Source organism: Stenotrophomonas sp. RIT-551 (assembly GCF_026241915.1).
Lineage (GTDB): Bacteria > Pseudomonadota > Gammaproteobacteria > Xanthomonadales > Xanthomonadaceae > Stenotrophomonas > Stenotrophomonas bentonitica_A.
Window position 1 is genome coordinate 158,738 of the sequence record NZ_JAPJIU010000005.1, and the last position, 23,837, is coordinate 182,574.

Sequence of the window (23,837 nt, forward strand, 5' to 3'; positions counted from 1 at the left end):
GCCGGCCACGGGGGTCAGATCACGACCGGCGGCTCGCCGCCGATGATCACCACATCGGCCGGGCGGCGCGCGAACAGGCCGACGCTGACCACGCCGGGCAGCTGGTTGAGCTCGCGCTCCAGCTTGACCGGATCGGTGATCTCCAGGTGGTGGATGTCCAGGATCACGTTGCCGTTGTCGGTGACCACGCCCTCACGCCAGGCCGGCTGGCCGCCGGTCATGTCCAGGATGCGGCGGGCGACCAGGCTGCGTGCCATCGGGATCACCTCCACCGGCAGCGGGAACCTGCCCAGCACCTTGACCTGCTTGCTCGGGTCGATGATGCACACGAAGCGCTCGCTGGCCTCGGCGATGATCTTCTCGCGCGTCAGCGCGGCGCCGCCGCCCTTGATCAGGTTCTTGTTTCCGTCGCATTCGTCGGCACCGTCCACGTACAGCGAGAGGTTGCCGGTGTGGTTGAGCTCGAGCACCTCGATGCCGTGCTGCTTCAGGCGCGCGGTGCTCTGGTCCGAGCTGGAGACGGCGCCCTTGATGCGGTGCTGGATCCTGGCCAGGGCGTCGATGAAGTAGGCAACGGTGGAGCCGGTACCGACGCCGACGATCATGCCGTCTTCGACGTATTCGATGGCTTTTTCAGCGGCCAGGCGTTTGGCTTCGGACATGGCGGGCAACTCTTGGAGGAAAGGGAATCAGTGCTTTTCCAGCGACAGCAGCAGCTTCCACTGCGCGGCGGTCACCGGGAGGATGGAGAGGCGGTTGCCGCGCGCGGTCAGCGGGAACCCTTCGCCCAGCGCATCGGCGTGCAGCTTGATCTCGTCCAGCGAAATGGTGTCGCGCAGCTTGCGCTCGAACGCCACGTCCACCAGCATCCAGCGCGGTTCTTCGCGGGTCGCCTTGGGGTCGTAGTAATCGGATCCGGGGTCGAACTGGGTGTCGTCCGGGTAGGCCTCGCTGGCTACCGTGGCCAGCCCGACAATGCCCGGCACCTTGGTGTTGGAGTGGTAGAACATCACCCCGTCGCCGACCTTCATGCCATCGCGCATGAAATTGCGCGCCTGGTAGTTGCGGACGCCGTTCCAGGGCTCGCGGCCCACGCGCTGCAGATCATCGATGGAAAAGGCGTCCGGTTCGGACTTCATCAGCCAGTAGCGCTTGCGTGCGGTCATGCGGAGTCTTTGATTACGGTCGGTGCCGACCGTTGGTCGGTACGCAGACAAGGGTGGAGACGTCGGTGCAGATCGCATCCACCGCGACGTCCCACGGTTGTACCGGCAGGTCATCGACCTGCTGGACCGAGAAGCCGACCCCGACCAGCCACGGCGGCGCCGGGCGCTGGTGGCGGAATGCGAAGCTGCGATCATACCAGCCGCCTCCCATCCCCAGCCGGCGGCCCTGCGCGTCGAAACCGACCAGCGGCGCGACGACCAGCGCCATCTGTTCCGGCGCGAGGGTGTCGTCCAGCGAAAGGTCGGGTTCGGGAATGCCGAAGCGGTTGGCGGTCAGCGCCTGCCCCGGGCGCCATGGCGCGAAGCGCAGCGTCTGCTCGTGCAGCACCGGCAGGCAGTAGGTCAGGCCGGCGGGCAACTGCATCTGCCAGCGGTGCAGTGCGATCTCGCCATCCATCGCCCAGTACCCGGCAACATGCCCCTGGGCAGGCGCGAACGGCAGGGCGAGCAGGGCATCGGCCAACTGCTCGGCGGCGGCCAGGCGCACGGCGGCGGGGAGATCGCGGCGGCGTTGGCGCAGCTGCTGGCGCAGTGCGGAGCGCGGGTCGGTCATGCCTGGGTCCGGAGCGTGCGGGGGAAGCGGATAAAACAAGAGCGACGTCCCAGGGGAACGCCGCTCTTGCTGGAATATTGCATTCTCCGCCGTGACGATGCATGCGAAACGACCTTGAACCCGGGGTTCAAGTGGGTACGCTGGGGTTCCATCGGGCTTCCCGCTACAAGGCGGACTTGCACTCCCGGCGCCGTCGCGCACCCGTGGTCGTAATTAAGGGACAAGGCGAATGTTTGCACACGCCGTCGTTCACAGCAGAGAACGCGACGAGGATTATAGCCTTCCTGGGCAATTCGACCAGTCCGTTCGTCGGTCGAATTGCACATCAATTCAGATCGATGAAGACCACGCGATGCAGGTGTGCAATCGAATGGCGTGGAACCACGCCCGTGGATCACCCGGCGCTGTCGAACGCCCGATCCAGGCGGCGGTTGAGATCGCTCAGCGTCTGCTGCAGCGCGATCGCCTGGCGGGCGTGCTCATCGCGCAGCTGCTGCAGCTCGTGGGCCAGGTTCAGCGCGGCCAGCACCGCGACGCGGTCCACCGCGGCCATCCGGTTGCTGCCCCGGATCTCGCGCATCTTGGCGTCCAGCAGCCGGGCGGCGGCGGTCAGGCTCTCCCGTTCCTCCGCGCCCACGCCCACCGTGTATTCACGGTCCAGGATGCGGACACTGACCGGTTCGGTCTGGCTCATGTGTGCTGCTCCAGGGATTTGAGGCGGGTGATCATCGCTTCGACCCGGGAGCGGGCCTGCTCGTTCTTGGCCAGCAGCTGGGAGCGCTCGGCCACCAGTTGTTCCTGCTGATGGCGCAGGCTGCGGTTCTCGTCGGCCAGGCGCTGGTTGCGCTCAAGCAACGCCTCCACGCGGGCAGCGAAGGCCTGCAACTGGGCGATGGCGTCGGCGGGTTCCATGACCGGCACGATAGGCAAGGGCGGACGGGGCGGTCAAGCGAATAATGACGGGGCCTGGGGGCGGTCGCCCCCGGGGTGCCGGGGCCGGCCGCGGGGACGGCCATCGCAACCCGGCGGACACGGGTGGATTGGTACACTGTGGCGCTCACAAACCGTAGCCCCAAGATGACCGAACTCCCGAGTGTCGACGACGTAAACCAGGCCAGCCAGGCCCTGGGCCTGGGCGCCAGCGCCGCTGAACTGCACGGTGGCCTGTGCGGCTGGCTGTCTGCCGGCGGTGCGCCGGTGCGTGAATGGCCCGCCCGCGTGCTGGCCGATGACAACCTGCCGACCCCGGCCGAGGGCGATGCCTTGGCACGCCTGCTCGATGCCAGCGTGGCGCAGCTGGAAGACCGCGATTTCGCGTTTGAACTGCTGCTCAGCGATGCCAGCGATACCGCCACCCAGGCCGATGCCCTGTTCACCTGGGCGCGTGCGTTCCTGGGCGGGTTCGGGCTGGGCTCGGGGCAGAACCGCCCGGCGTTGTCCGAAGAGGGTGACGAGGCGCTGACCGATCTGGCCAAACTGGCGCAGGCCTCCAGCGAAGACTTCGAAAGCGGCAACGACGATGACGAAGACGCGCTGGCCGAGATCGAAGAGTTCATCCGCGTGGCGGTGTTGCTCCTGCACGGCGACTGCGTCATGGCGGCGCGCCATCGGCAGCGCCTGAACTGAGATGGATATCCGGCAGCTGACCGGCATCTCCGCCGCCGAATACACGCGTCGCCGCCAGCAGTTGATGGAGATGGCCGGCGACGACGCGATCCTGGTGCTGCCGGCCGCCGCCGAGCGGGTGCGCAGCCTGGATACGCATTACCCGTTCCGGCAGGACTCCGATTTCTGGTACCTGAGCGGCTTCCCGGAACCGGAGGCCGTGCTGGTGCTGATCCCGGGCCGTCGCCATGGCGAGGTGATCCTGTTCTGCCGCGAGCGCGACGCCGACCGTGAAGCCTGGGATGGCGCGCGCGCCGGCCAGGAAGGGGCGGTCTCGCACTACGGCATGGACGATGCGTACCCGATCGACGATCTGGACGACATCCTGCCCGGCCTGCTGGAAGGGCGCTCGCGGGTGTACTACCACTTCGGCCGCGATGCCGAGTTCGATCTCAAGCTGATCGGCTGGGTCAACCGCGTGCGTTCGCAGGTGCGGCATGGCGCGCAGCCGCCGCATGAATTCCTGGAACTGGGCCACCTGCTGCACGAACAGCGGCTGTTCAAATCCACGGCGGAAATCGCCGTGATGCAGCGCGCTGCCGATATCAGCGTGCAGGCGCATCGCGCCGCGATGCACGCGGCGCGGCCGGGCATCCACGAGTACGAGCTGCAGGCCGACCTGGAGCGGGTGTTCCGCGCCAATGATGCGTGTGCGGCGTACAGCAGCATCGTCGGTGCCGGTGCCAACGGCTGCATCCTGCATTACCGCGACAACAACGCGCGCGCGCAGGACGGCGAGCTGGTCCTGATCGATGCCGGTGCCGAGTACCGCGGGTACGCCAGCGACATCACCCGTACCTTCCCGGTCAACGGCCGTTTCAGTGCCGAGCAGCGCGCGCTGCATGACCTGGTCGGCGCAGCGCAGGCCGCGGCACTGGCGCAGGCGCGCCCGGGCAATGCCTATGAGGCCGGTCATCTGGCTGCGGTGGAAACCCTGACCGAGGGGCTGCTGCGGCTGGGCCTGCTCAAGGGCACGCTGGAAGAAAACATCGCCGAAGCGCATTACCAGCGTTTCTATCGGCACAAGACCGGGCACTGGCTCGGCCTGGACGTGCACGACGTCGGCGATTACCGGTTGGCGGGCGATTCGCGGATGTTGGAGCCGGGCATGGTGTTCACCATCGAGCCGGGCCTGTATGTCTCACCGGACGACCGCAGCGTGGAAGCGCGCTGGCGCGGTATCGGCATTCGTACCGAAGATGATGTGCTGATCACCGAGGACGGCCATCAGGTGCTCACCGCTGCGTTGGCGCGCAGTGCCGATGAGATTGAAGACGAAATGGCCAAGCGCTGATCCGCTTCAGGGGCCGGCACTACCGCGATGTCGCGCAGGTGCCGACCGTGGGTCGGCACCTGTATGTCGGATCAGCTGGCGGCCGCGAACACCGGGCGGGTCAGGTTGTCGGCATCGCCTTCGGTGCACAGCACTTCATCCTCGATGCGCACGCCGCCGTACGGGCGGAAGAAGTCCACGCGGTCCCAGTTGATGCTGGCCCCGTGGCCGGCCTGCTTCACTTCGTCCAGCAGCATGTCGATGAAATACACGCCCGGTTCGATGGTGACCACCATGCCCGGCTCCAGCGCGCGGGTCATGCGCAGGTACGGGTGACCCTGCGGGCGCTCGATGCGGCCACCGCGGTCGCTGGCCGCGAAACCCGCCACGTCGTGCACCTGCAGGCCGATCAGATGGCCCAGGCCGTGCGGGAAGAAGGCCGCGCTCACGCCGGTGGCCAACGCTGCTTCCGGCGAGACGTTGAGCACCCCGAAGTCCTTGAGGATGCCCATCAGCGACAGGTGCGCATCGATGTGCAGCTGCTTGTAATCCACCCCGGCGCGTACGCCCGCGCCCATCGTCTGCTGGGCCGCGTCCACCGCGTCGATGAGGGCCTGGAATTCGTCGTGGCCGCCGGCCGCATAGGTGCGGGTGATGTCACTGGCGTACCCGTAGGCACTGGCGCCGGCGTCGATCAGGAAGCTGCGCAGCGGGGTCGGCGCGCTGCGGCCCAGGTCGGTGTAGTGCAGCACTGCGGCATGCTCGTTGAGGCCGATGATGTTGCCGTACGGCAGCTCATTGGCGTCCTGGCCGACCGCCCGGCAGTAGGCCATGTGGATCTCGAATTCGCTGGCGCCGGCGCGGAAGGCCGCCTCGGCGGCACGATGACCGCGCACGCCCAACCGCTGCGCTTCGCGCATCAAGGCGATTTCATAGGGGGTCTTGTAGCCGCGCTGCCAGTCCAGGTAATCGATGACCGGCGCCGGGTTGTTCGGCACGAACGCGCCCAGCGCGCTCTGCGGCTCGCCGAGAATCGCGCAGCGGGCCGCGTCCTTGGGCAGCAGCGCCAGCGCATCGTCGGGTTTGCGGATGATCTCGATATCGACATGCTCGACCCACCAGCCGTTCGGCGCATCCGGCACTACGTGCCAGTAGTCGAACGGCTGGTAGAAGATCACTTTCGGGCGCTGGCCCGGGGTGTACACCAGCCAGCTGTTGGGCAGCTTGGTCAGCGGCAGCCACGCCTTGAAGTTCGGATTCACCGCGTACGGGTAGTCGCGATCATCGAAGGCCTGGTAATGCTGGGTGCCGCTGGGAATCACCAGATGATCGAAGCCGCCACGCGCAAGCGCTTCGTCGGCGCGCTGGCGCATGACGCTGGCGTGGTGGGAATACAGGGCGCCGAGGTCTGGCTGGTTCATGGCATGAAGCTCGCTGGCAGTGCGGAATGCAGCCTTGGATTCTGCCGCAATCCGCCCGCGGGCGCTGTGCCGGAACCGGCGCTCAGACTGCCGAAGTTTCCTCGGCGATCCAGTGGCGCAGCTGTTCGCGTGCGTCGCGTGCCAGGGTCAGGAAGCGGAAACCTACCCAGGCCTGGCCCGGCGCATGGGTCTGCTCGCTCCACAGCAGGTGCACGCCCACGTCGATCCGCAGTGGCTCTCCCTGCGGGCCGGGAATGGCGAAGTGCAGCTGGTACAGCGCGTCTTCGTGCATCGGTACCGAGGCCAGCATCAACATCCCGGTTTCGGAGATATTGCCGAGCCGGCCGATCACGGTCTCGGCCATCAGGTCGGTGACGGGCACCAGCTCGGTCACCTGGCGGCGCGGTGCGCGGCGGGTATCGGGCGTGGTCATCCAGCGTTCTCCACGGGGCTGCCGGCCAGCGAGCGCAATGTGCGCAGGGTGGCCTGCCAGGCGCGGTCGATCAGCCGGCCCTTGTCTTCGGTGACGATCCGCACCTGGCCGTGTGCCATCAGCCGGGCCAGTGCGTCCAGCGAATGCTCGCCAACCTTCTGCCCGCGCTGATTGACGAACAGGGCGTTGTCGGTGATCAGGCTGTACCACGAGAGCCGCTGGCGGCGGACGTCGCCCTGCTGGTTGGTGGTGAACTCGAACCAGGTACCGAACGGCAGTGTGCGCAACTGGCGGTAACAATCGTCTTCTGCGGTGCTGCGCGCGAGCGGGGCGACCTTGCGCGGGTCGCCGGCGTCGGCCTGTTCGCCCAGCCGGGTGCGCGCGCGCAGGCGCGCGGTGAGTTCGGTGCGCGAGCTGCTGTCGTCCTCGCCGCCCGGCGTGGACAGGCGACGCGCGATCGCGGCCGCTTCATCCTGGTGATAGCCGACCTGCAGCAGGGCGGCCTCGACCTCGTTGCCCAGCGCGTCATCGCGCGCGCCTGCGCCCGGGGCCAGGCAGGTGACCTCGGCGATCCGGGTGGTTTCCTGCTGGCGCTGTTGCCACTGCGGCGAGGTTTCGCCGTTGCGCAGCAGGGTCAAGGTCAGCACATCCGACCACGCCTGCTTGAGCAGCGCCTGCACGAAGCGCGGGGGCGCGGCCTGCGTGCACAGCTGCTCGATGCTGGCGCTGGCCTGCTGTTTGGCCGCCTCCAGTCGCTCCTTGCCGCGGGCGGCTTCGACATGACGACGCTCGGCCAGTTCGGCCTTGTGGGCCAGCGCGCGAAAGTGTTGCTGGATCTCTTCGTTGGCGGTGTCGAACACCGCCACATCGCCGTCATAGTCGTTCACCACCTGGTCGACCGCGTGGCCGAGCTTCTGCACCAGCAGCGGGTCCACATCCTCCTCGCCCAGCCAGTTGGCACCGGCCTCGGCCACGGCGTTGAGCAGTTCCCGCGCCGGGTGCTGGTCGCGCACGAAGAAGGCCGGATCGGTCAGGGCCGCGCGGGCGACCGGTACCTGCAGGCGGGTCAGCAGGTCGGCGGCCACGGCCTCGGGCCGCACCTCGCGCTGGATCTGCCCGTACAGCATGTCGAGCAGGTCGAAGGTGTCGCTGTCCTTGACGGTCAGGGCCGCGTGCGCGCCATGGTCGGCGCGGACCTGGGCGAGCAGGGCGTTGTGCAGGTCGGCCATGCTGCGGCGGCCGCCGCCGGGGGGAATGGCCTGGCTCTGCAGGCGCGCCAGCGTGGCATGCACCGCTTCGGCGGGAACCGCCAATGCCGGGGGGGCGTCCGGGGCGAGAAACGCGTTGTCGGCGGCGGGCGTGGGCGCGCCGGTCGTCGCGGCGACAGCCTGAGCGGCCATGGCATCGCCGCCCGGCACGGTGCCCGCGGCGTGCGCCTGGCGGGCGGCACCGAGCATCTGGTGCAGGGCCGACATCGCCGGTGCGCCGAGATCGGTCGCCGCAGGCGGGGCACTGGTGGCTGGCGCCGATGCAGACGCGGCGGCTGCTGGACCTGGCGCTGCTGCGTCGCCGTTGGACATGCCATGGGCCGGCCCCGCGGCCGGCGGCGCCATTGCCGCCTGGGTCATCGCGGCCCAGCCCGCGCTGGGGGCGCTGCCGTTCCAGGCGGTCAAGGGCCGCGCGGCAGCGGCGCCGCCGCGCGCGCCAGGCAGGCCGCGCTCGGGCCCGGTGATGATCCGGCGGGTGGTGGCCGAGCGCGCCAGGTACGGGGTGTAGACAAGCCCGGGCAGCACGCCTTCGTGCGCGAGCAGGATGTTGGCGCGCTCCAGCAGTTCGCCCAGCCGCTCCAGCAGTTGGCGGTCGAACACGCGGTACAGCGCCAGCTGTGTTTCCAGCCCGAGCGCGAACTGCTCGCCCAGCTCGCGCACGATCCGGCACAAGGCCTGCGGGCCAAACGGCAGGTCATCGACATCGAAGGCCGGGCCGGCGGCAAGCACGCCGAAGCGCTGGCCCAGCAGCTGCAGGGCGGTGGCCGAGCGCTGGGCCTCGCGGCGGATGATGTCCACCAGCACGATGTCGCGGTCCACGTCGGTGTCGTTGACCAGGGTCAGCGCGGTCGCCGACACGGGCACCTCGGTTGGCACGATGCGCTGGGTATGGCGCGGCCCGCGCAGGGTGGCCAGGCGGTCACCGAGGGCGTCCAGGAAGCGCGGGCCGAACTGCGCGTTGACCTCGTGCAGCTGGCGGGCCTGGGCGAAGATGTCGGCCTGGATCTGGCTGTTGCGCGCGCGCTCGGCGTCGCGGAACAGCTCGCGCTCCAGTTCCACGATGGTCAGTCTGAGCGGTGTGGTGAGGGTCTGTACCGCCAGCGCGTGCAACGCGGCCAGCAGGCGGCGCACGCGCGGTGGTGCGGCCACGTCCGCAAAGCGCGTCATGTCGGGCTGGGACGACGAAAGTGCGGGCGCAGACATCCGATGTGCTTCCAGCTCCCCTGAGAACAGGGAATCTAACGGTTTCGCCGGATGCCTGCCATAACGGCCCGTCGGGAGGTCTGGCGCCGGCCAGCGGCCGGCACTACCGGGGCGTGTGGGGAGCCGGCCAGCAGCCGGCATTACAGGGGGATGTGGGGAGCCGGCCAGCGGCCGGCACTACAGGGGGGCGTCGTGCCTTCAGGGCAGGAACAGCTCGACGACATCGTTGGTGAAGCGCCGGCCCAGTTCGGTCGGGGTGGCGCGATCGCCGCTGACGGTCATCCAGCCGTTGGCCACGGCCACGCCCAGCGGCGCGGCGATCTGCGCGCGGTCCAGGCCGGTGCGCGATTCGAAATCCTTCAGCCCGAAACCCTCGTGCAGGCGCAGCAGGTTGAGCATGTACTCGAACGGCAGGCGTTCGGCGCTGATCACATCGTCGCCACCGATCGAGGCCAGGGTGCCGGCAGTGTCCATGAAGGCCTGCGGATGCTTGTGCTTCCATCGGCGCAGCACGTGCTGTTCGGCACCGCTGCTGATCTTGCCGTGCGCACCGGCGCCGATGCCCAGGTAATCGCCGAAGCGCCAGTAGTTGAGGTTGTGCTGGCTCTGCCGGCCCGGCTTGGCGTAGGCGCTGACTTCGTACTGTGCGTAGCCGGCCTCGGCCAGCAGGCGCTGGCAGTGCTCCTGGATGTCCCACGCTGAATCTTCGTCGGGAATCCCCTGCGGCGGCCGCGCGAAGAACACGGTGTTCGGCTCCAGCGTGAGCTGGTAATGCGACAGGTGCGTGGGCTGCAGCGCGAAGGCGCGCTCCAGATCATGCTCGGCCTGGGCCAGCGTCTGCTGCGGCAGCGCGTACATCAGGTCGATGTTGAAGTTGTCGTAGCCGGCGTCCTGCGCCAGTTTCACTGCGCGCTCGGCCTCGCCACTGTCGTGGATGCGGCCCAGGCGCTTGAGCGCCTCGTCGTTGAACGTCTGGATCCCGAAGCTGATCCGGTTCACCCCGGCGGCGCGGTAACGATCGAAACGGCCATGCTCGGCGGTGCCCGGGTTGGTCTCCAGGGTCACTTCCAGGTTCGGCGCGAAGCGCAGCCGGGCCGAGGCGGCCTGCAGGAAGCGGTCGATCGCTTCGGGCGGGAACAGGCTCGGCGTCCCGCCACCGAAGAACACGCTGCTCACCACCCGTCCCCAGACCAGCGGCAGATCCTGGTCCAGGTCGCGGATCAGTGCGTCGATGTAGGCATCGAACGGAAGTTCGCCCTTGGCCGCGTGCGAGTTGAAATCGCAGTACGGGCATTTGCGCACGCACCACGGCAGATGCACGTACAGCGCCAGCGGCGGCGTCACCAGCCGCGGGGCGTGATCGTGATCGCCGGCGCAGGCTTCGCCGGGCAGGTGGGAGCAGTGGTCGTGTGACATCAGAGCAGGGCGGGCAGTTTCTGCTTGAGCAGCTGCAGGGCCTTGGCGCGGTGGCTCATCGCGTTCTTCAGGTCCGGCGCCATTTCGGCCGCGGTCTGGGCCAGCACCGGGTCCAGGAACAGCGGGTTGTAGCCGAAGCCGTGGCTGCCACGCAGTTCGTCGAGGATCACGCCTTCCCAGCTGCCTTCGCAGATCAGCGGCTGCGGATCATCGGCATGGCGCAGCAGCACGATCACTGCGTAGAAGCGGGCCGTGCGGCGTTCGGCCGGCACCTCGCGCATCGCCTCGAGCAGTTTGGCGTTGTTGGCCGCATCGTTGGTCGGGCTGCCGGCATAGCGCGCGCTGTACAGGCCGGGCGCGCCGTCGAGCGCGTCCACGATCAGGCCGGAGTCGTCGGCCAGCGCCGGCAGGCCGGTGCTCTGGCAGGCGTGGCGTGCCTTGATCAGCGCGTTCTCGACGAACGTCAGGCCGGTTTCCGGCACGTCGCTGACGCCCAGTTCACCCTGCGCCACGATCTCCAGCGGCAGGCCGCCGAGCATGGCCTGCAGTTCCTTCAGTTTGCCGGCGTTGCCGCTGGCCAGTACCAGTTTCATTGCTTGGGCTCCAGCAGGTCCCACGTGTTGCCGTACAGATCGCGGAACACCGCGACCGTCGCGTAGACCTCTTCGCGTGGGGTTTCGAGGAAGACCACGCCACGCGCGGTCATTGCCGCGTGATCGCGCCAGAAATCATCGGTGTTCAGGAAGAAACCGACCCGGCCGCCGGTCTGGTTGCCGATCCGCGCGCGCTGTTCGTCGTTGCTGGCGCGTGCCAGCAGCAGGGCGGCCGCGTTGCCGTCGGCCGGACCGACCACCACCCAGCGCTTGTCGCCCTGGTCGATGTCCTGGAGCAGGCTGAAGCCCAGCGCGCCGGTGTACCAGGCGATCGCCTCGTCGTAGTCGGCCACCACCAGGGTGGTCAGGGCGATGCGACGGTTCATGCCTGGGCCAGGGCCGCCTGCTGGGCGGCGAACAGATCCTTGATGCCCTTTTCAGCAAGCACCAGCAGCGCATCCAGCTCATCGCGGCGGAAGGCATGGCCTTCGGCGGTGCCCTGCAGTTCGATGAAGCCGCCGCCGTCGTTCATCACGACGTTCATGTCGGTATCGCAATCGCTGTCTTCGGCGTAGTCCAGGTCCAGCACCGGGGTGCCGCGGTACACGCCGACCGACACCGCCGCCACCGCGCCGAAGATCGGGTTGCGCTTGATGTCGCCGCGCTTGATCAGGAAGTTCACCGCATCCACCAGGGCCACGTAGGCACCGGTGATGGCCGCGGTGCGGGTGCCGCCATCGGCCTGCAGCACGTCGCAATCGAGCGTGATGGTGCGCTCGCCGAGCGCGCCGCGGTCGATGCAGGCACGCAGGGTACGGCCGATCAGGCGCTGGATCTCCAGCGTGCGGCCACCCTGCTTGCCGCGGGCGGCTTCGCGGTCGTTACGGGTGTGGGTCGAACGCGGCAGCATGCCGTACTCGGCGGTCACCCAGCCTTCGCCCTTGCCACGCAGGAAGCCCGGCACGCGGTTTTCCACGCTGGCCGTGCACAGCACGCGGGTCTGCCCGAAGCTGACCAGGACCGAGCCCTCGGCGTGACGGGTGAAGGCGCGCTCGATGCGCACTTCGCGCAGCTGGTCGGCCTGGCGGCCGCTGGGACGGGAATCAGTCATGCTCAAGTTCCGGTAAGACGGGGGATGCGGGGCCACGCCCGGGCCGGAGACCGGCGGGCGAGGAGGCTCTAAGGAGACCGCTAGGGTACCATTTGCACTTTGAGAGCACCGGAAACCCGCATGATTCGAAGCATGACCGCCTACGCCAACGGCGAGCGCGCCACCCGCTGGGGGACGCTGGCCTGTGAGCTGCGCTCGGTCAACCACCGGTTCCTGGAGGTCGGCGTGCGCCTGCCTGAAGAACTGCGTGCGTTGGAGCCGCAACTGCGCGAGCGCGTCGCTTCGCGCTGCAGCCGCGGCAAGATCGATCTGGTCATGCGCCTGCGTGCGCCGGACGTCACCGGTGCCCTGGTGGTCAACGATGCGCTGCTGGGCCAGCTCGGTGAGCTGGCCACCCGGTTGTCCTCCGGCTTCCCCAGCCTGCAGGTGAGCTTTACCGAACTGCTGCAGATGCCGGGCGTGATGCAGGGCGAGGCAGTGGATGCCGCCGCGCTGCATGCCGAGGCCCTGGCCCTGCTGGATACCGCCCTGGATGGCTTCGTGGCCGCGCGCGAGCGTGAAGGCGACAAGCTGGCCACCGCGATCCAGGAGCGCGTGGACAGCATCGAGCGCATCGCCGCGGAGGTCACCACGCTGATTCCGCTGATCCGTGAAGGCCAGCGCACCAAGCTGTCGGCCCGCCTGGCCGATCTGCCGCACCCGGTCGATCCCGGCCGCGCCGAGCAGGAGCTGGTGATGTGGCTGCAGAAGCTGGACGTGGATGAGGAACTGGACCGCCTGGGCAGCCACATCGCCGAGATCCGCCGGGTCTTCAAGCAGCGCGAGCCGGTCGGCCGCCGCCTGGATTTCCTGCTGCAGGAATTCAACCGCGAGGCCAACACGCTGGGCTCCAAGTCGGTGGACAGCCGTACCTCCAATGCCGCCGTCGAGCTGAAGGTGCTCATCGACCAGATCCGCGAACAGGTGCAGAACATCGAATGAGCAGCCAGACCCCTCCGGCCGCCGAGCCCGCGCGCGGCACCCTGTACATCGTGGCCGCACCCTCCGGGGCCGGCAAGAGCAGCATCGTCAACGCCACCCTGGCCCGTGACCCGCAGATCGCGCTGTCGATCTCTTTCACCTCGCGCGCTACCCGCCCGGGTGAGATCAACGGCGAGCACTACCACTTCGTCAGCGCCGCCGAGTTCGAAAAGATGATCGCCGCCGGTGACTTCTTCGAGCATGCCTGGGTGCATGGCGACTGGAAGGGCACCGCGCGGCAGTCGGTCGAGCCGCAGCTGGCGGCTGGCCAGGACGTGCTGCTGGAGATCGACTGGCAGGGCGCCCAGCAGGTCCGCCAGCTGGTGCCGGGCACGGTCACCGTGTTCATCCTGCCGCCCTCCAGGCAGGCGCTGCAGGACCGGATGCGCAAGCGCGGGCAGGACAGCGAGGCGGTGATCGCCCAGCGCCTGGCCGCCGCGCGTGAAGAGATGCTGCACTTCAACGACTTCGACTACGTGATCGTCAACGAGGTCTTCGAGACCGCGGTGGACGAGCTGTGCGCGATCTTCACGGCCAGCCGCCTGCGCCGGGAGGCCCAGAAGGTCCGCCACGCGGGCCTCATCCAGGCCCTGCTGACCCAGGACCCGGCCACAACCGACTGATTCTCAACGGGGTGCTAGCCGGTTGGCTTGATTTTGTCCAGCCCCGGCCGGTACAATCCGTCCCCTTTCCCTCATTCGATTGAGCAGCCCTCACCGGCTGCCGGGAGCCCGCATGGCCCGCATCACCGTAGAAGATTGTCTGGAAGTCGTGAACAACCGTTTCGAACTGGTCATGATGGCGTCCAAGCGCGCCCGTCAGCTGGCCAATGGCGTCCAGGCCACCCTGGACAACAGCGAAACCGAAGACAAGCCGACCGTGCTGGCGCTGCGCGAAATTGCCGCCCGCAAGATCGACAACGCCCTGATCGACGAAGTCGAGAAGGCCGAGCGCGAGCGTGCCGAGCGTGAAGCACTGGAATGGGCCGCTGCCGAAGTCGTCGCCGACGAAGACATGTCCAAGAACGACGACTGATCGCCCCGCGCGTTCGTTGTTGTTGCTGCGAACAGCCCGCCGTTTGGCGGGCTGTTTCGTTTGGGCCGCCGGTGGATCCGGTGCAGGCGTGTTGTTGCAGGTGAAACTCCCTGTTCAGGGGTTTGCCGATATCACGCCGCTGGCATAGTCTTTGAGCATGAACCCAGGCCCCACTGCCAAGGTCGCCACGCCCGCCGGCGCGGCCGTACCCGATTATGTCCTCCAGCTTGAGCGCGCAGCGCACTATCTGCCGCCCGACCAACTGCCGCTGCTGCGCCGCGCCTGGGAAGTAGGCGCCGCCGCGCATGCCGGCCAGACCCGCAAGTCGGGCGAGCCCTACATCACCCATCCGGTCGCCGTGGCCCAGGTCCTGGCCGAGCTCGGCCTGGACGTGGAGGCGCTGATCGCGGCGATCCTGCACGACACCATCGAAGATACCCCGCTGACCCGCGAAGAGCTGGCCGCCGAGTTCGGCGAGGCCGTGGCCGAGCTGGTCGACGGTGTCACCAAGCTGGACAAGCTGAAGTTCCGCGACCGCCAGGAAGCGGCCGCCGAGAGCTTCCGCAAGATGCTGCTGGCGATGTCGCGCGACCTGCGCGTGATCATGATCAAGCTCGCCGACCGCCTGCACAACATGCGTACCCTCGGCGCGCAGAGCCGCGAGGCGCGTGGCCGGATCGCGCGCGAGACGCTGGAAATCTACGCGCCCATCGCGCAGCGGCTGGGCATGAGCCTGGTCAAGAGCGAGCTGCAGAACCTGGGCTTCAAGGCGCTGTATCCCTGGCGCCACGCCATCCTGGAAAAGCACATCCGCAGCCAGCCGGTGGTCCGCCGCGAGGCGATGGCGCAGGTGGAGGTGCAGTTGAGCCAGCGCCTGGCCAAGGAAGGGCTGGAGCACCGCCTGGTCAGCCGCATCAAGACGCCGTGGAGCATCTACAACAAGATGCGCGACGAGAACAAATCCTTCGATCAGGTGATGGATGTGTTCGGGTTCCGGTTGGTGGTGCGCAACGTGCCCAACTGTTATCACGCGCTGGGCTCGGTGCATGCCACCTTCAAGCCGCTGGACGGTCGCTTCCGCGATTTCATCGCCATCCCCAAGGCCAACGGCTACCAGTCATTGCACACGGTGTTGTTCGGGCCATATGGTTCGCCGATCGAGGTGCAGATCCGCACCGAAGAGATGGACCTGATCGCCGAGCGCGGTGTGGCGGCGCACTGGACGTACAAGTTCGGTGGCGATTCGCCCAACAGCGCTCAGAGCCGCGCGCATGCCTGGATCGTGGAACTGATCGATTCCCAGCGCGCCGCCGGTTCGTCGCTGGAGTTCCTGGACAACGTCAAGGTGGACCTGTTCCCGGACGAGGTCTACCTGTTCACCCCGAAGGGCAAGATCCTGGCCCTGCCGCGCAACTCCACCGCGCTCGATTTCGCCTACGCGGTGCACACCGACGTGGGCAACATGGCCGTGGCCTCGCGCGTGGACAAGAAGCTGGTGCCGCTGCGCACCAAGCTGGTCAGTGGCCAGACCGTGGAAGTGATCACCGCGCGCTCGGCCACGCCCAAGCCGCAGTGGCTGGAATTCGTGGTCAGTTCCAAGGCGCGCACCGCGATCCGCCACCAGCTCAAACAGCTGGAGCACGAAGACGCGGTCCAGCTGGGCCACCGCATGCTCGACCGCGCGCTGGAGGCGATGGACAGCTCGCTGGAGCGCCTGCCGAAGGGGCGCCTGGATGCGTTCCTGGCCGAACACCGTTACCCCCGCCTGGAGGCCCTGCTGGCCGAAGTGGCGCTGGGCAACTGGATGCCCAACCAGGCCGCGCAGGCGCTGATGGCCTACGCCGAGCTGCGCGGTGGGGCGCATTCGAAGCATTCGCAGGAGAAGATCCTGATCAATGGCAGCGAGCGCGGCGTGGTCAGCTTCGCCAATTGCTGCCAGCCGATTCCGGGCGACGACATCATGGGCTACCACACCGCCGGCAAGGGCATCGTGGTGCACCGTCTGGATTGCCCGAACCTGGCCGAGCTGCGCAAGTCGCCGGAGCGCTGGGTGCCGATCGGGTGGGATACGACGGTGTCGGGTGATTACGACACGTCCTTGATCGTGGAAGTGGAGAACGGGACCGGCGTGCTGGCCCAGTTGGCGGCGGCGATCGCGCAGAGCCATTCGAACATCGAACGGGTCGATTACCTGGATCGCGATTTCAATGCGGCGGTGCTGTGTTTCAACGTGCAGGTACGTGACCGGAACCATCTGGCGGAGGTGATGCGCAGGTTGCGGCGGTTGTCGGTCGTGCAATCGGTCCGCAGGCAATAAGCCGCGTTCCGTAGAGCCGACCGTTGGTCGGCTGCCTGCACGCCATGCGGCGATGATCGATATGGTCGGCCTGCCGACCGATCGTCTTCGTCATTCTCCGGCCAGCCGACCAATCGTCTTCGTCATTCTCCGGCCAGCCGACCAACGGTCGGCTCTACCAGGGATTGCGGCTTCGGGCCTCGGCTTCGGCGGTACAATGGTGGGCCCACTTTTGTTCCCTGGAGCTCCCATGTCCCGCCAGATCATCACCAGCGCCAACGCCCCGGCCGCGATCGGTCCGTATTCGCAGGCCGTGCGCGCCGGCAATACCGTGTACTTCTCCGGCCAGATCCCGCTGGACCCGGCCACCGGTGACATCGTTGGTGCCGGCGACATCGAGGCGCAGGCCCGCCGTGCGTTCGACAATCTGAAGGCCGTGGCCGAAGAAGCCGGCGGTTCGCTGGACCAGATCGTCCGCCTGGGCCTGTACCTGACCGATCTGGGCGAGTTCGCCAAGGTCAATGCGGTGATGCAGGACTACTTCAAGGCGCCGTTCCCGGCGCGTTCGACCATCGAAGTGTCGGGCCTGCCGAAGGCGGCCAACTTCGAAGTCGATGCGGTGATGGTGCTCGACCAGGCCTGACGTGGCGCGGTCACGGGCTCCCGCACCGGCGCTGGCCGCGGCCGGGGAGGCATCGTTGTCGATGCTCTCCGGCATCGGGCCGGCGGTGGCGACCAAGCTGGCTGCCCGTGGCCTGTCCTCGCTGCAGGATCTGTGGCTGCACCTGCCGCTGCGCTATGAAGACCGGACCCGGCTGACCACCATCGCCCGGTTGCAGCCGGGCGTGGCGGCGCAGGTGGAAGGAAGGGTGAGTGCGGTCGAGCGCGGTTTCCGTGGTCGGCCGGTGCTCAAGGTCGCCATCGAAGATGATTCCTACGGCACGCTGGTGCTGCGGTTTTTCCACTTCCGCGCCCAGCAGGTCTCGCAGTTCGCCGTGGGCACGCGCATCCGCTGCTACGGCACCGCCAAGCCCGGTCATCTCGGGCTGGAGATCGTCCACCCCAGCTACCGGGTGATGGGCAGCAATGACGATGACGAGCTCGGTGACAGCCTCGACCCGGTCTATCCGGCGGTCGAAGGGGTCGGGCCGGCGACGATGCGCCGGTTCATCGGGCTGGCGCTGGACCGGTTGCCGGAAGAATCCACGCTGGAACTGCTGCCGGCGGGCTGGTTGTCCGGGCTGGGCCTGCCCTCGCTGCGCAGTGCGCTGTTGACCGTGCACCGGCCACCGCCGGATGCGGATCTGGCGGCGCTGGCCGCGGGGCGGCATCCGGCGCAACGCCGGCTGGCGATGGAAGAACTGCTGGCACATCACCTCAGCCTGCGGCGTCAGCGCATGGCGCTGCAGGCCCATCACGCGCCGTCGCTGCGCGGGCAGGGCGCGTTGGTGGCCCAGCTGCGCGACAGCCTGCCGTTCCAGTTGACCGGTGCGCAGCAGCGCGTGTTCGAGCAGATCCGCAAAGACCTGGCCAAGGCGCATCCGATGCTGCGGCTGGTGCAGGGCGATGTCGGCTCGGGCAAGACCGTGGTCGCCGCCCTGGCGGCGATGCTGGCGGTGGAGCGGGGCAAGCAGGTCGCGCTGGCCGCGCCGACCGAACTGCTGGCCGAGCAGCACATGAACAATCTTCGCGCCTGGCTGGCCCCGCTGGGCGTGCGCACCGCATGGCTGGCCGGCAAGGTCACCGGCAAGGCGCGCGCCAAGGTGCTGGCCGAGGTCGCCTCGGGCGAGGCACAGGTGGTGGTCGGCACGCACGCGCTGATGCAGGAAAGCGTGGTGTTCAAGGACCTGGCGCTGGCGATCGTCGATGAGCAGCACCGCTTCGGCGTGCATCAACGCCTGGCCCTGCGCGACAAGGGCGCCGACGGACGCAGCGTGCCGCACCAGCTGGTGATGACGGCCACGCCGATTCCGCGCACCCTGGCGATGTCCGAGTACGCCGATCTGGACGTGTCGGCCATCGACGAACTGCCCCCCGGGCGCACGCCGGTGCAGACCGTGGCGCTCAACAACGACCGTCGCCCGGAGCTGATCGAACGCATCGCGGTGGCGTGCCGCGAAGGCCAGCAGGTGTACTGGGTCTGCACGCTGATCGAAGAAAGCGAAGAACTCGATGCCACGCCGGCCCAGGCCACGTTCGAATCGCTGCAGGCGTTGTTGCCCGGTGTGCGCGTCGGGCTCGTGCACGGGCGGCTGAAGGCGAGCGAGAAGCTGGCCACGATGGTTGCCTTCAAGGCCGGCGAAATCGATCTGCTGGTCGCCACCACCGTGATCGAAGTGGGCGTGGACGTGCCCAATGCGTCGTTGATGATCATCGAGAACGCCGAGCGCCTCGGGCTGGCCCAGCTGCACCAGCTGCGCGGCCGGGTAGGGCGCGGCTCGGCGGTGTCGCGCTGCGTGCTGCTGTACCAGGCGCCGCTGTCGAACATGGCGCGCGAGCGGCTGGAGACGATGCGGCAGACCAACGATGGTTTCCTGATCGCGGAGAAGGACCTGGAACTGCGTGGCCCCGGCGAACTGCTGGGGACGCGGCAGACCGGCCTGGCCGGGTTCCGCATGGCCGATCTGGCCCGCGATGCGGACCTGCTGCCGGGCGTGCACGATCTGGCCGAGCGGCTGCTGGCGGAGGCGCCTGACGTGGCCGACCAGGTAGTGCGGCGCTGGATCGGCACGGCCGTGCGCTACGCGTCGGCGTAAAGCAGCGCCGAAACGGCCCATCCGGTCGTGGGCGGGCCGATCGACGCGGCACCATTGAACCCTGCGCCGACCAACGGTCGGTACCTGCCTGCGCCCGAGCCCCCCCCCGCCTTGTATTTGTCATGGCAGGGTGCGAAAGTCCCTTGCCGATTATCAAGACGGCAACGATGAGCAAGAAGATTCCGCTGTTGATCGACACCGACCCGGGTGTCGATGATGCCCTGGCCCTGTTGATGGCCTTCGCCGATGAGCGCCACGATATCGTTGGCCTGACCATCGCCGCCGGCAACGTTGGCCTGGACCACACGGTCCGCAATGCCCTGAAACTCTGCGAAGTGGCTGGCCGCGACGATGTGCCGGTCTACGCCGGTACCGCCGATCCGCTGCTGCACCCCTCCGTTGATGCCGCCCACGTGCATGGCGCCGACGGCTTTGGCGATGTGAACCTGCCGGCCGCCAAGCGCCAGGCCGAGGCCGAGCATGCCGCGCTGGCGATCCTGCGCCTGTCGCACGAATACGCCGGTGAACTGTTCCTGGTCGCGCTCGGCCCGCTGACCAACCTGGCCCTGGCCCTGAAACTCGACCCGACCCTGCCGCAGCGCGTGAAGCGCTTCCTGGTGATGGGCGGGGCGGTGACCTGCCACGGCAACATCACCCCGGCGGCCGAGTTCAACATCGCCTTCGATCCCGAAGCGGCGCACGTGGTGTTCACCGGCTTCCCGCACATCGAGGTGGCCGATTGGGAAGCCACGGTCGCCCACGGCCTGCTGCATGCGGATGTCGAGAAGTGGCTGGCGGCCGATACCGACAAGGCCCGCTTCTACGAGTTGATCTCGCGCCAGACCCGCCTGTGGTCCGAAGACAGCCGTGGCGAGCGCTGGTTCGCCGCCGATGCCCTGGCCATGGCCTGGGCGCTGCAGCCCGAGGGTGCCCTGCGGGTCGAATCGCGTCCCCTGAACGTGGAACTGGCCGGCGTGCACAGCCGGGGTGCTACCATTGTCGACTGGAACCGCCAGACCGGGCAGCCTGACAACACCCAGCTGCTGATGGCCTACGACCAGGGTCGCTTCGAGGCCCAGGTGAGGGCGGCACTCGGCGTCTGACGACGCCGCTGCGGCGGACCTTTCGCACGGTTGATGGACCCGGCTTGCCCTTTGCGGCGGCCGGGACTATAATGCCGCTCTTGACCACCAGCCCTTATTACGGTGCGCGCCCATGAAGGCCGATATTCATCCTGCTTACCGCGACGTGGTTTTCCACGACGTTACCTCTGATTTCAAGATCCTGACCCGTTCGACCATGTCCACCAAGGACACGATCAAGTGGGAAGACGGCAACGAGTACCCGCTCGTCAAGGTTGAAATCTCCTCGGCTTCGCATCCGTTCTACACGGGCAAGCACAAGGTGATCGACACCAGCGGCCGTATCGACAAGTTCCAGAAGCGTTTCGGCAAGCCGGCGCCGACCGCGGCCTGAGCTGTCAACGCAGCTGCATGAAAACAACGGTCGCCTTGGCGGCCGTTGTTTTTTGTTGTTTCCGGATTGCTGAACGCCAGGTGAGGCCCGTGTGCCCCGCCGACGGAACGCTGTGTCCGTGATCGGGCGCCATGCCTTGGGACGACTGCAACAGCGCCTTTGCCGCGACCCGGAACCTGCGTCTACGACTTCCGTCCTAGGGCGTCGAAAATGTTGCTGTGCGATAATGGCGGGATCCACGATAACGATCGTGGACTTCCTTCACGTGCCTGACCCATGCGCTTGGGCGGGCGCCTTCCCTCGAGGAGCGCACACAGTGTCCGATCTTGATCAGGTCACGCTCAACGCCGGCGACAAGTCGGTTGTTCTGCCAGTCATCAAACCCACGCTCGGCAACGATTGCGTCGATATCTCGAAGCTGACCAAGGAAACCGGTCTCTTCACGTACGACTCCGGCTTCACCGCCACCGCCAGCTGCAAGTCCGCCATCACCTACATCGACGGTGACAAGGGCGTGCTGCTGTATCGCGGCTATCCCATCGAGCAGCTCTCGGAAAAGTCGAGCTACGTCGAAGTGGCCTACCTGCTGATCAACGGCGAGCGTCCGAGCGCCGAGCAGCTGAAGGCCTTCACCGACGAGCTGGCCGCCGAGGCCGATGTGGATCCGTCGATCAACACGCTGATCGGCAGCTTCGCCAAGGATGCCCATCCGATGGCCATCCTGACCGCCGCCATCGCGCAGCTGTCGGGCATCTACCACGCCTCGCTGGATCTGTCCGACGCCGAACAGCGTCGCCACGCCGCCGTGCGCCTGATCGCCAAGGTGCCGACCCTGTCGGCCCTGATCTACCGCCACGGCAAGGGCCTGCCGGCCAACAAGCCGGACACCTCGCTGGATTACGTCAGCCGCTTCCTGAAGCAGACCTTCGAGTCGGCCGATGGCACCTACGAGCTGAACCAGGACGTGGTCAAGGCACTGGATCTGCTGTTCATCCTGCACGCCGATCACGAGCAGAACGCCTCGACCTCGACCGTGCGCCTGGTCGGTTCGACCGGTGCCAACCCGTATGCGTCGGTCGCCGCTGGCGTCACCGCGCTGTGGGGTCCGGCCCACGGCGGTGCCAACGAAGCCGTGCTGAAGATGCTCGAAGAAATCGGCACCGCCGACAACGTCGAGTCGGCCGTGCTCAAGGCCAAGGACAAGACCTCCGGCTTCCGCCTGATGGGCTTTGGGCACCGCGTGTACAAGAACTTCGACCCGCGTGCCAAGGTCATCGGCGTGATGACCGGCAAGGTGCTGGAACAGCTGGGCGTGCAGGATCCGCTGCTGGACGTGGCCGTCAAGCTGGAGCAGGCCGCGCTGCAGGATGACTACTTCGTCGCCCGCAAGCTGTACCCGAACGTCGATTTCTACAGCGGCATCATCTACAAGGCGCTGCAGATCCCGACCGAAATGTTCACCGTCATGTTCGCCCTGGGCCGTACCTCCGGCTGGGTCGCCCATTGGCTGGAACAGCAGGTCGATCCGGAAATGAAGATCGGCCGTCCGCGCCAGGTCTACACCGGCAGCGACGTGCGTGACTACCAGGGCTGATCGCCCCGGCAGGTCATGATGAAAACGCCCCGCATCGCGGGGCGTTTTCTTTTCCCGGCGGTGCCGGACGGTGACCACTGGATCAGTGGCATGAACCGCTTCTGACTCTTCGCGTCGCAAACACCTCTTTTCGTACATGTTGCATGGGCGTCACGGCCGTCGAGGTACACCCTTGGTCATACCCCCACAGCATGGAGTCCAGATGAACCGTCTGATTGCCCTTTTTGCCCTCGCCGTACCGGTGAGTGTGTTCAGTCCCGGTGCGCATGCCCAGTACACCGGCCCGGGCGCCACCAGCGCCGTCACCACGGTGGCGGAAGCCCGCAGCCAGCGTGACGACCAGCCCGTCGTGCTGCGCGGCGCGCTGATCGCCAAGATCGGGCACGAGCGCTATCGCTTCAAGGACGCCACCGGCGAGATCGATGTCGAGATCGATGACAAGGATCTGCCCGCCCACCAGGCGGTGAGCGCGACGACGGTGGTGGAACTGCACGGCGAAGTGGATACGCATCGCTTCAAGCCCACCGATATCGATGTGGAGCACGTAAGCATCGTCGGCCCGCGCTGAGCCGCTGAACCGCCGGACTGCCTGGCGCCCCGCACCCCGGGGCGTTCTGCCTGCAGTTCCGCGTGTCAGCGGGTGTGAGCGTAGCGGCTGGGCGATGTCCCCAGCACGCGCCGGAACGCCGATGAAAACGCACTGGGGCTGGCGTAGCCCAGGTCCAGTGCGACCCGGGTGACCGGCTGGCCGTGACCCAGCCGTTCAATCGCGGCGAGCAGGCAGACCTGTTGGCGCCATTCGGCAAAGCTCACCCCGGTTTCCACGCGGAACTGGCGCGTGAAGGTACGCCGGCTCATGCCCGCGTCGGCGGCGATCTGGTCCAGGCCAGTCGTGATCGCAGGCCGGTCCAATACCTGCTGGCAGGCGCGGACAAGGCGCGGGTCGCAGGGCAGCGGTGCATGCAGGGACAGGCGCGGCATGGCGGCCATCTCTGCGACGAGCAGCTGCATCAGCCGGCCGGCGCGACCGCGCTGGTCGTACATCGCCGGCAGGTCGATTGCATCGTCCAGCAGATGCCGCAGCAGCGGCGAGACGCCGTAGACGCCGCAGCGCGCAGGCAACTCGACCGCGGCGACTTCCTCGGCGGCCACGAACACATTGAGCATCGTGACCGGGCCGCGCATGGTCATCGCATGCGTGATGCCCGCGGGCACCCAGCATGCGCGCTGCGGCGGTACCAGCCAGTGCCCCTCGGACGTGCTCAGGCTGATGGTGCCGCGCGAGGCGAAAGCGAACTGGCCGCGCCGGTGCGCGTGTGCCGGGAAGACCGATCCGGCGGCATGGTCGTTCGCGGTAACGACCACGGCGCGCGGGAGGTCTTCGTAGGGATCGAGCAGGGCGTTGCGCATGGCCCGGATTCTATCGTCATTGACCTGGCATCGAAGGCGGGCCATGCGCGGCCGGCTTAGCATCACCCCCCGCTTCCTTCCTGATGCT

25 protein-coding genes and 1 other RNA gene are annotated in these 23,837 nt (G+C 67.6%); 12 read left to right on the plus strand and 14 right to left on the minus strand.

Annotation, left to right across the window (positions count from 1 at the left end; genetic code table 11):
- Window positions 1-14: 14 nt before the first annotated feature.
- The 6 genes from rpiA to ORK51_RS08590 all read right to left on the minus strand — a co-directional run bounded on the left by rpiA (window position 15) and on the right by ORK51_RS08590 (window position 2,691).
- The gene (gene rpiA / locus ORK51_RS08565; RefSeq protein WP_261997244.1) at window positions 15-662 is read right to left on the minus strand and encodes a ribose-5-phosphate isomerase RpiA; all 648 of its coding nucleotides are present in this window, start codon (window positions 660-662) and stop codon (window positions 15-17) included.
- 27 nt (window positions 663-689) lie between these two features.
- A complete protein-coding gene (locus tag ORK51_RS08570; protein ID WP_261997243.1) occupies window positions 690-1,166 on the minus strand; it encodes an EVE domain-containing protein in 477 nt (158 codons plus the stop codon).
- 13 nt (window positions 1,167-1,179) lie between these two features.
- The gene (locus ORK51_RS08575; RefSeq protein ID WP_070425836.1) at window positions 1,180-1,779 is read right to left on the minus strand and encodes a 5-formyltetrahydrofolate cyclo-ligase; all 600 of its coding nucleotides are present in this window, start codon (window positions 1,777-1,779) and stop codon (window positions 1,180-1,182) included.
- 79 nt (window positions 1,780-1,858) lie between these two features.
- A non-coding RNA gene (gene ssrS, locus ORK51_RS08580) (6S RNA) lies at window positions 1,859-2,043 on the minus strand.
- Between the two features lie 130 nt (window positions 2,044-2,173).
- Window positions 2,174-2,473, minus strand: a complete 300-nt coding sequence (locus tag ORK51_RS08585) for a cell division protein ZapA (protein WP_019183856.1) — start codon at window positions 2,471-2,473, stop codon at window positions 2,174-2,176.
- Window positions 2,470-2,691: a TIGR02449 family protein gene (locus ORK51_RS08590; RefSeq protein WP_019183857.1), complete on the minus strand. Its 222-nt coding sequence runs from the start codon at window positions 2,689-2,691 to the stop codon at window positions 2,470-2,472. The genes ORK51_RS08585 and ORK51_RS08590 overlap by 4 nt, the downstream gene beginning before the upstream one ends.
- A gap of 165 nt (window positions 2,692-2,856) precedes the next feature.
- Between ORK51_RS08590 and ORK51_RS08595 the strand changes: the two genes are divergently transcribed.
- Together ORK51_RS08595 and ORK51_RS08600 are read left to right on the plus strand one after the other, a co-directional pair.
- Entirely contained in the window at window positions 2,857-3,405 is a 549-nt protein-coding gene (locus ORK51_RS08595) for a UPF0149 family protein (RefSeq protein ID WP_019183858.1), read from the plus strand.
- Window positions 3,406-3,412: 7 nt separating this feature from the next.
- Window positions 3,413-4,738, plus strand: coding sequence for an aminopeptidase P N-terminal domain-containing protein (locus tag ORK51_RS08600; protein WP_261997337.1), 1,326 nt, complete (start codon window positions 3,413-3,415; stop codon window positions 4,736-4,738).
- Between the two features lie 71 nt (window positions 4,739-4,809).
- Here ORK51_RS08600 and pepQ read toward each other — a convergent pair whose 3' ends face one another.
- From pepQ to rph, 7 genes are all read right to left on the minus strand, one after another.
- Window positions 4,810-6,138, minus strand: coding sequence for a Xaa-Pro dipeptidase (pepQ, locus tag ORK51_RS08605; protein ID WP_266084729.1), 1,329 nt, complete (start codon window positions 6,136-6,138; stop codon window positions 4,810-4,812).
- 82 nt (window positions 6,139-6,220) lie between these two features.
- Entirely contained in the window at window positions 6,221-6,571 is a 351-nt protein-coding gene (locus ORK51_RS08610) for a PilZ domain-containing protein (protein ID WP_266084730.1), read from the minus strand.
- On the minus strand, window positions 6,568-9,042 hold the full coding sequence (locus tag ORK51_RS08615; protein ID WP_266084731.1) for a DUF1631 domain-containing protein: 2,475 nt from the start codon (window positions 9,040-9,042) through the stop codon (window positions 6,568-6,570). Before ORK51_RS08615 ends, ORK51_RS08610 begins: the two co-directional genes overlap by 4 nt.
- Before the next feature lie 198 nt (window positions 9,043-9,240).
- Entirely contained in the window at window positions 9,241-10,458 is a 1,218-nt protein-coding gene (gene hemW, locus ORK51_RS08620) for a radical SAM family heme chaperone HemW (RefSeq protein WP_266084732.1), read from the minus strand.
- The gene (rdgB, locus tag ORK51_RS08625) at window positions 10,458-11,051 is read right to left on the minus strand and encodes an RdgB/HAM1 family non-canonical purine NTP pyrophosphatase (RefSeq protein WP_019183864.1); all 594 of its coding nucleotides are present in this window, start codon (window positions 11,049-11,051) and stop codon (window positions 10,458-10,460) included. Before rdgB ends, hemW begins: the two co-directional genes overlap by 1 nt.
- A complete protein-coding gene (locus tag ORK51_RS08630) occupies window positions 11,048-11,437 on the minus strand; it encodes a VOC family protein (protein WP_019183865.1) in 390 nt (129 codons plus the stop codon). The genes rdgB and ORK51_RS08630 overlap by 4 nt, the downstream gene beginning before the upstream one ends.
- On the minus strand, window positions 11,434-12,162 hold the full coding sequence (gene rph / locus ORK51_RS08635) for a ribonuclease PH (protein WP_261997238.1): 729 nt from the start codon (window positions 12,160-12,162) through the stop codon (window positions 11,434-11,436). Before rph ends, ORK51_RS08630 begins: the two co-directional genes overlap by 4 nt.
- A 120-nt stretch (window positions 12,163-12,282) precedes the next feature.
- On the opposite strand from rph, the gene ORK51_RS08640 reads away from it, so the two are divergent.
- From ORK51_RS08640 to ORK51_RS08685, 10 genes are all read left to right on the plus strand, one after another.
- On the plus strand, window positions 12,283-13,143 hold the full coding sequence (locus ORK51_RS08640; RefSeq protein WP_019183867.1) for a YicC/YloC family endoribonuclease: 861 nt from the start codon (window positions 12,283-12,285) through the stop codon (window positions 13,141-13,143).
- Complete coding sequence (gmk, locus tag ORK51_RS08645) at window positions 13,140-13,805, plus strand: guanylate kinase (RefSeq protein WP_046274013.1); 666 nt, start codon at window positions 13,140-13,142, stop codon at window positions 13,803-13,805. Before ORK51_RS08640 ends, gmk begins: the two co-directional genes overlap by 4 nt.
- 112 nt (window positions 13,806-13,917) lie before the next feature.
- Entirely contained in the window at window positions 13,918-14,217 is a 300-nt protein-coding gene (gene rpoZ / locus ORK51_RS08650) for a DNA-directed RNA polymerase subunit omega (RefSeq protein WP_005410877.1), read from the plus strand.
- Window positions 14,218-14,374: 157 nt separating this feature from the next.
- On the plus strand, window positions 14,375-16,534 hold the full coding sequence (locus ORK51_RS08655) for a RelA/SpoT family protein (protein ID WP_070425831.1): 2,160 nt from the start codon (window positions 14,375-14,377) through the stop codon (window positions 16,532-16,534).
- A gap of 229 nt (window positions 16,535-16,763) precedes the next feature.
- Window positions 16,764-17,156, plus strand: a complete 393-nt coding sequence (locus ORK51_RS08660) for a RidA family protein (RefSeq protein WP_019183870.1) — start codon at window positions 16,764-16,766, stop codon at window positions 17,154-17,156.
- Between the two features lies 1 nt (window position 17,157).
- Window positions 17,158-19,269, plus strand: coding sequence for an ATP-dependent DNA helicase RecG (gene recG, locus ORK51_RS08665; protein WP_019183871.1), 2,112 nt, complete (start codon window positions 17,158-17,160; stop codon window positions 19,267-19,269).
- A gap of 167 nt (window positions 19,270-19,436) precedes the next feature.
- Window positions 19,437-20,372, plus strand: coding sequence for a nucleoside hydrolase (locus tag ORK51_RS08670; RefSeq protein ID WP_019183872.1), 936 nt, complete (start codon window positions 19,437-19,439; stop codon window positions 20,370-20,372).
- 112 nt (window positions 20,373-20,484) lie between these two features.
- Entirely contained in the window at window positions 20,485-20,745 is a 261-nt protein-coding gene (locus tag ORK51_RS08675) for a type B 50S ribosomal protein L31 (RefSeq protein WP_019183873.1), read from the plus strand.
- A 226-nt stretch (window positions 20,746-20,971) separates the two neighbouring features.
- On the plus strand, window positions 20,972-22,339 hold the full coding sequence (locus tag ORK51_RS08680) for a citrate synthase (RefSeq protein ID WP_399617150.1): 1,368 nt from the start codon (window positions 20,972-20,974) through the stop codon (window positions 22,337-22,339).
- Window positions 22,340-22,541: 202 nt separating this feature from the next.
- Entirely contained in the window at window positions 22,542-22,907 is a 366-nt protein-coding gene (locus ORK51_RS08685) for a NirD/YgiW/YdeI family stress tolerance protein (RefSeq protein WP_261997236.1), read from the plus strand.
- Between the two features lie 65 nt (window positions 22,908-22,972).
- On the opposite strand, the gene ORK51_RS08690 is transcribed toward ORK51_RS08685, so the two are convergent.
- Entirely contained in the window at window positions 22,973-23,749 is a 777-nt protein-coding gene (locus tag ORK51_RS08690; RefSeq protein WP_266084733.1) for an AraC family transcriptional regulator, read from the minus strand.
- Window positions 23,750-23,837: the final 88 nt, after the last annotated feature.

Bases quoted from the DNA above. Each gene is read 5' to 3' on its own strand.
- rpiA (WP_261997244.1), bottom strand. From the start codon at position 662: ATGTCCGAAGCCAAACGCCTGGCCGCTGAAAAAGCCATCGAATACGTC.
- ORK51_RS08570 (WP_261997243.1), bottom strand. From the start codon at position 1,166: ATGACCGCACGCAAGCGCTACTGGCTGATGAAGTCCGAACCGGACGCC.
- ORK51_RS08575 (WP_070425836.1), bottom strand. From the start codon at position 1,779: ATGACCGACCCGCGCTCCGCACTGCGCCAGCAGCTGCGCCAACGCCGC.
- ORK51_RS08585 (WP_019183856.1), bottom strand. From the start codon at position 2,473: ATGAGCCAGACCGAACCGGTCAGTGTCCGCATCCTGGACCGTGAATAC.
- ORK51_RS08590 (WP_019183857.1), bottom strand. From the start codon at position 2,691: ATGGAACCCGCCGACGCCATCGCCCAGTTGCAGGCCTTCGCTGCCCGC.
- ORK51_RS08595 (WP_019183858.1), top strand. From the start codon at position 2,857: ATGACCGAACTCCCGAGTGTCGACGACGTAAACCAGGCCAGCCAGGCC.
- pepQ (WP_266084729.1), bottom strand. From the start codon at position 6,138: ATGAACCAGCCAGACCTCGGCGCCCTGTATTCCCACCACGCCAGCGTC.
- ORK51_RS08610 (WP_266084730.1), bottom strand. From the start codon at position 6,571: ATGACCACGCCCGATACCCGCCGCGCACCGCGCCGCCAGGTGACCGAG.
- ORK51_RS08615 (WP_266084731.1), bottom strand. From the start codon at position 9,042: ATGTCTGCGCCCGCACTTTCGTCGTCCCAGCCCGACATGACGCGCTTT.
- hemW (WP_266084732.1), bottom strand. From the start codon at position 10,458: ATGTCACACGACCACTGCTCCCACCTGCCCGGCGAAGCCTGCGCCGGC.
- rdgB (WP_019183864.1), bottom strand. From the start codon at position 11,051: ATGAAACTGGTACTGGCCAGCGGCAACGCCGGCAAACTGAAGGAACTG.
- ORK51_RS08630 (WP_019183865.1), bottom strand. From the start codon at position 11,437: ATGAACCGTCGCATCGCCCTGACCACCCTGGTGGTGGCCGACTACGAC.
- rph (WP_261997238.1), bottom strand. From the start codon at position 12,162: ATGACTGATTCCCGTCCCAGCGGCCGCCAGGCCGACCAGCTGCGCGAA.
- ORK51_RS08640 (WP_019183867.1), top strand. From the start codon at position 12,283: ATGATTCGAAGCATGACCGCCTACGCCAACGGCGAGCGCGCCACCCGC.
- gmk (WP_046274013.1), top strand. From the start codon at position 13,140: ATGAGCAGCCAGACCCCTCCGGCCGCCGAGCCCGCGCGCGGCACCCTG.
- rpoZ (WP_005410877.1), top strand. From the start codon at position 13,918: ATGGCCCGCATCACCGTAGAAGATTGTCTGGAAGTCGTGAACAACCGT.
- ORK51_RS08655 (WP_070425831.1), top strand. From the start codon at position 14,375: ATGAACCCAGGCCCCACTGCCAAGGTCGCCACGCCCGCCGGCGCGGCC.
- ORK51_RS08660 (WP_019183870.1), top strand. From the start codon at position 16,764: ATGTCCCGCCAGATCATCACCAGCGCCAACGCCCCGGCCGCGATCGGT.
- ORK51_RS08670 (WP_019183872.1), top strand. From the start codon at position 19,437: ATGAGCAAGAAGATTCCGCTGTTGATCGACACCGACCCGGGTGTCGAT.
- ORK51_RS08675 (WP_019183873.1), top strand. From the start codon at position 20,485: ATGAAGGCCGATATTCATCCTGCTTACCGCGACGTGGTTTTCCACGAC.
- ORK51_RS08680 (WP_399617150.1), top strand. From the start codon at position 20,972: ATGGCGGGATCCACGATAACGATCGTGGACTTCCTTCACGTGCCTGAC.
- ORK51_RS08685 (WP_261997236.1), top strand. From the start codon at position 22,542: ATGAACCGTCTGATTGCCCTTTTTGCCCTCGCCGTACCGGTGAGTGTG.
- ORK51_RS08690 (WP_266084733.1), bottom strand. From the start codon at position 23,749: ATGCGCAACGCCCTGCTCGATCCCTACGAAGACCTCCCGCGCGCCGTG.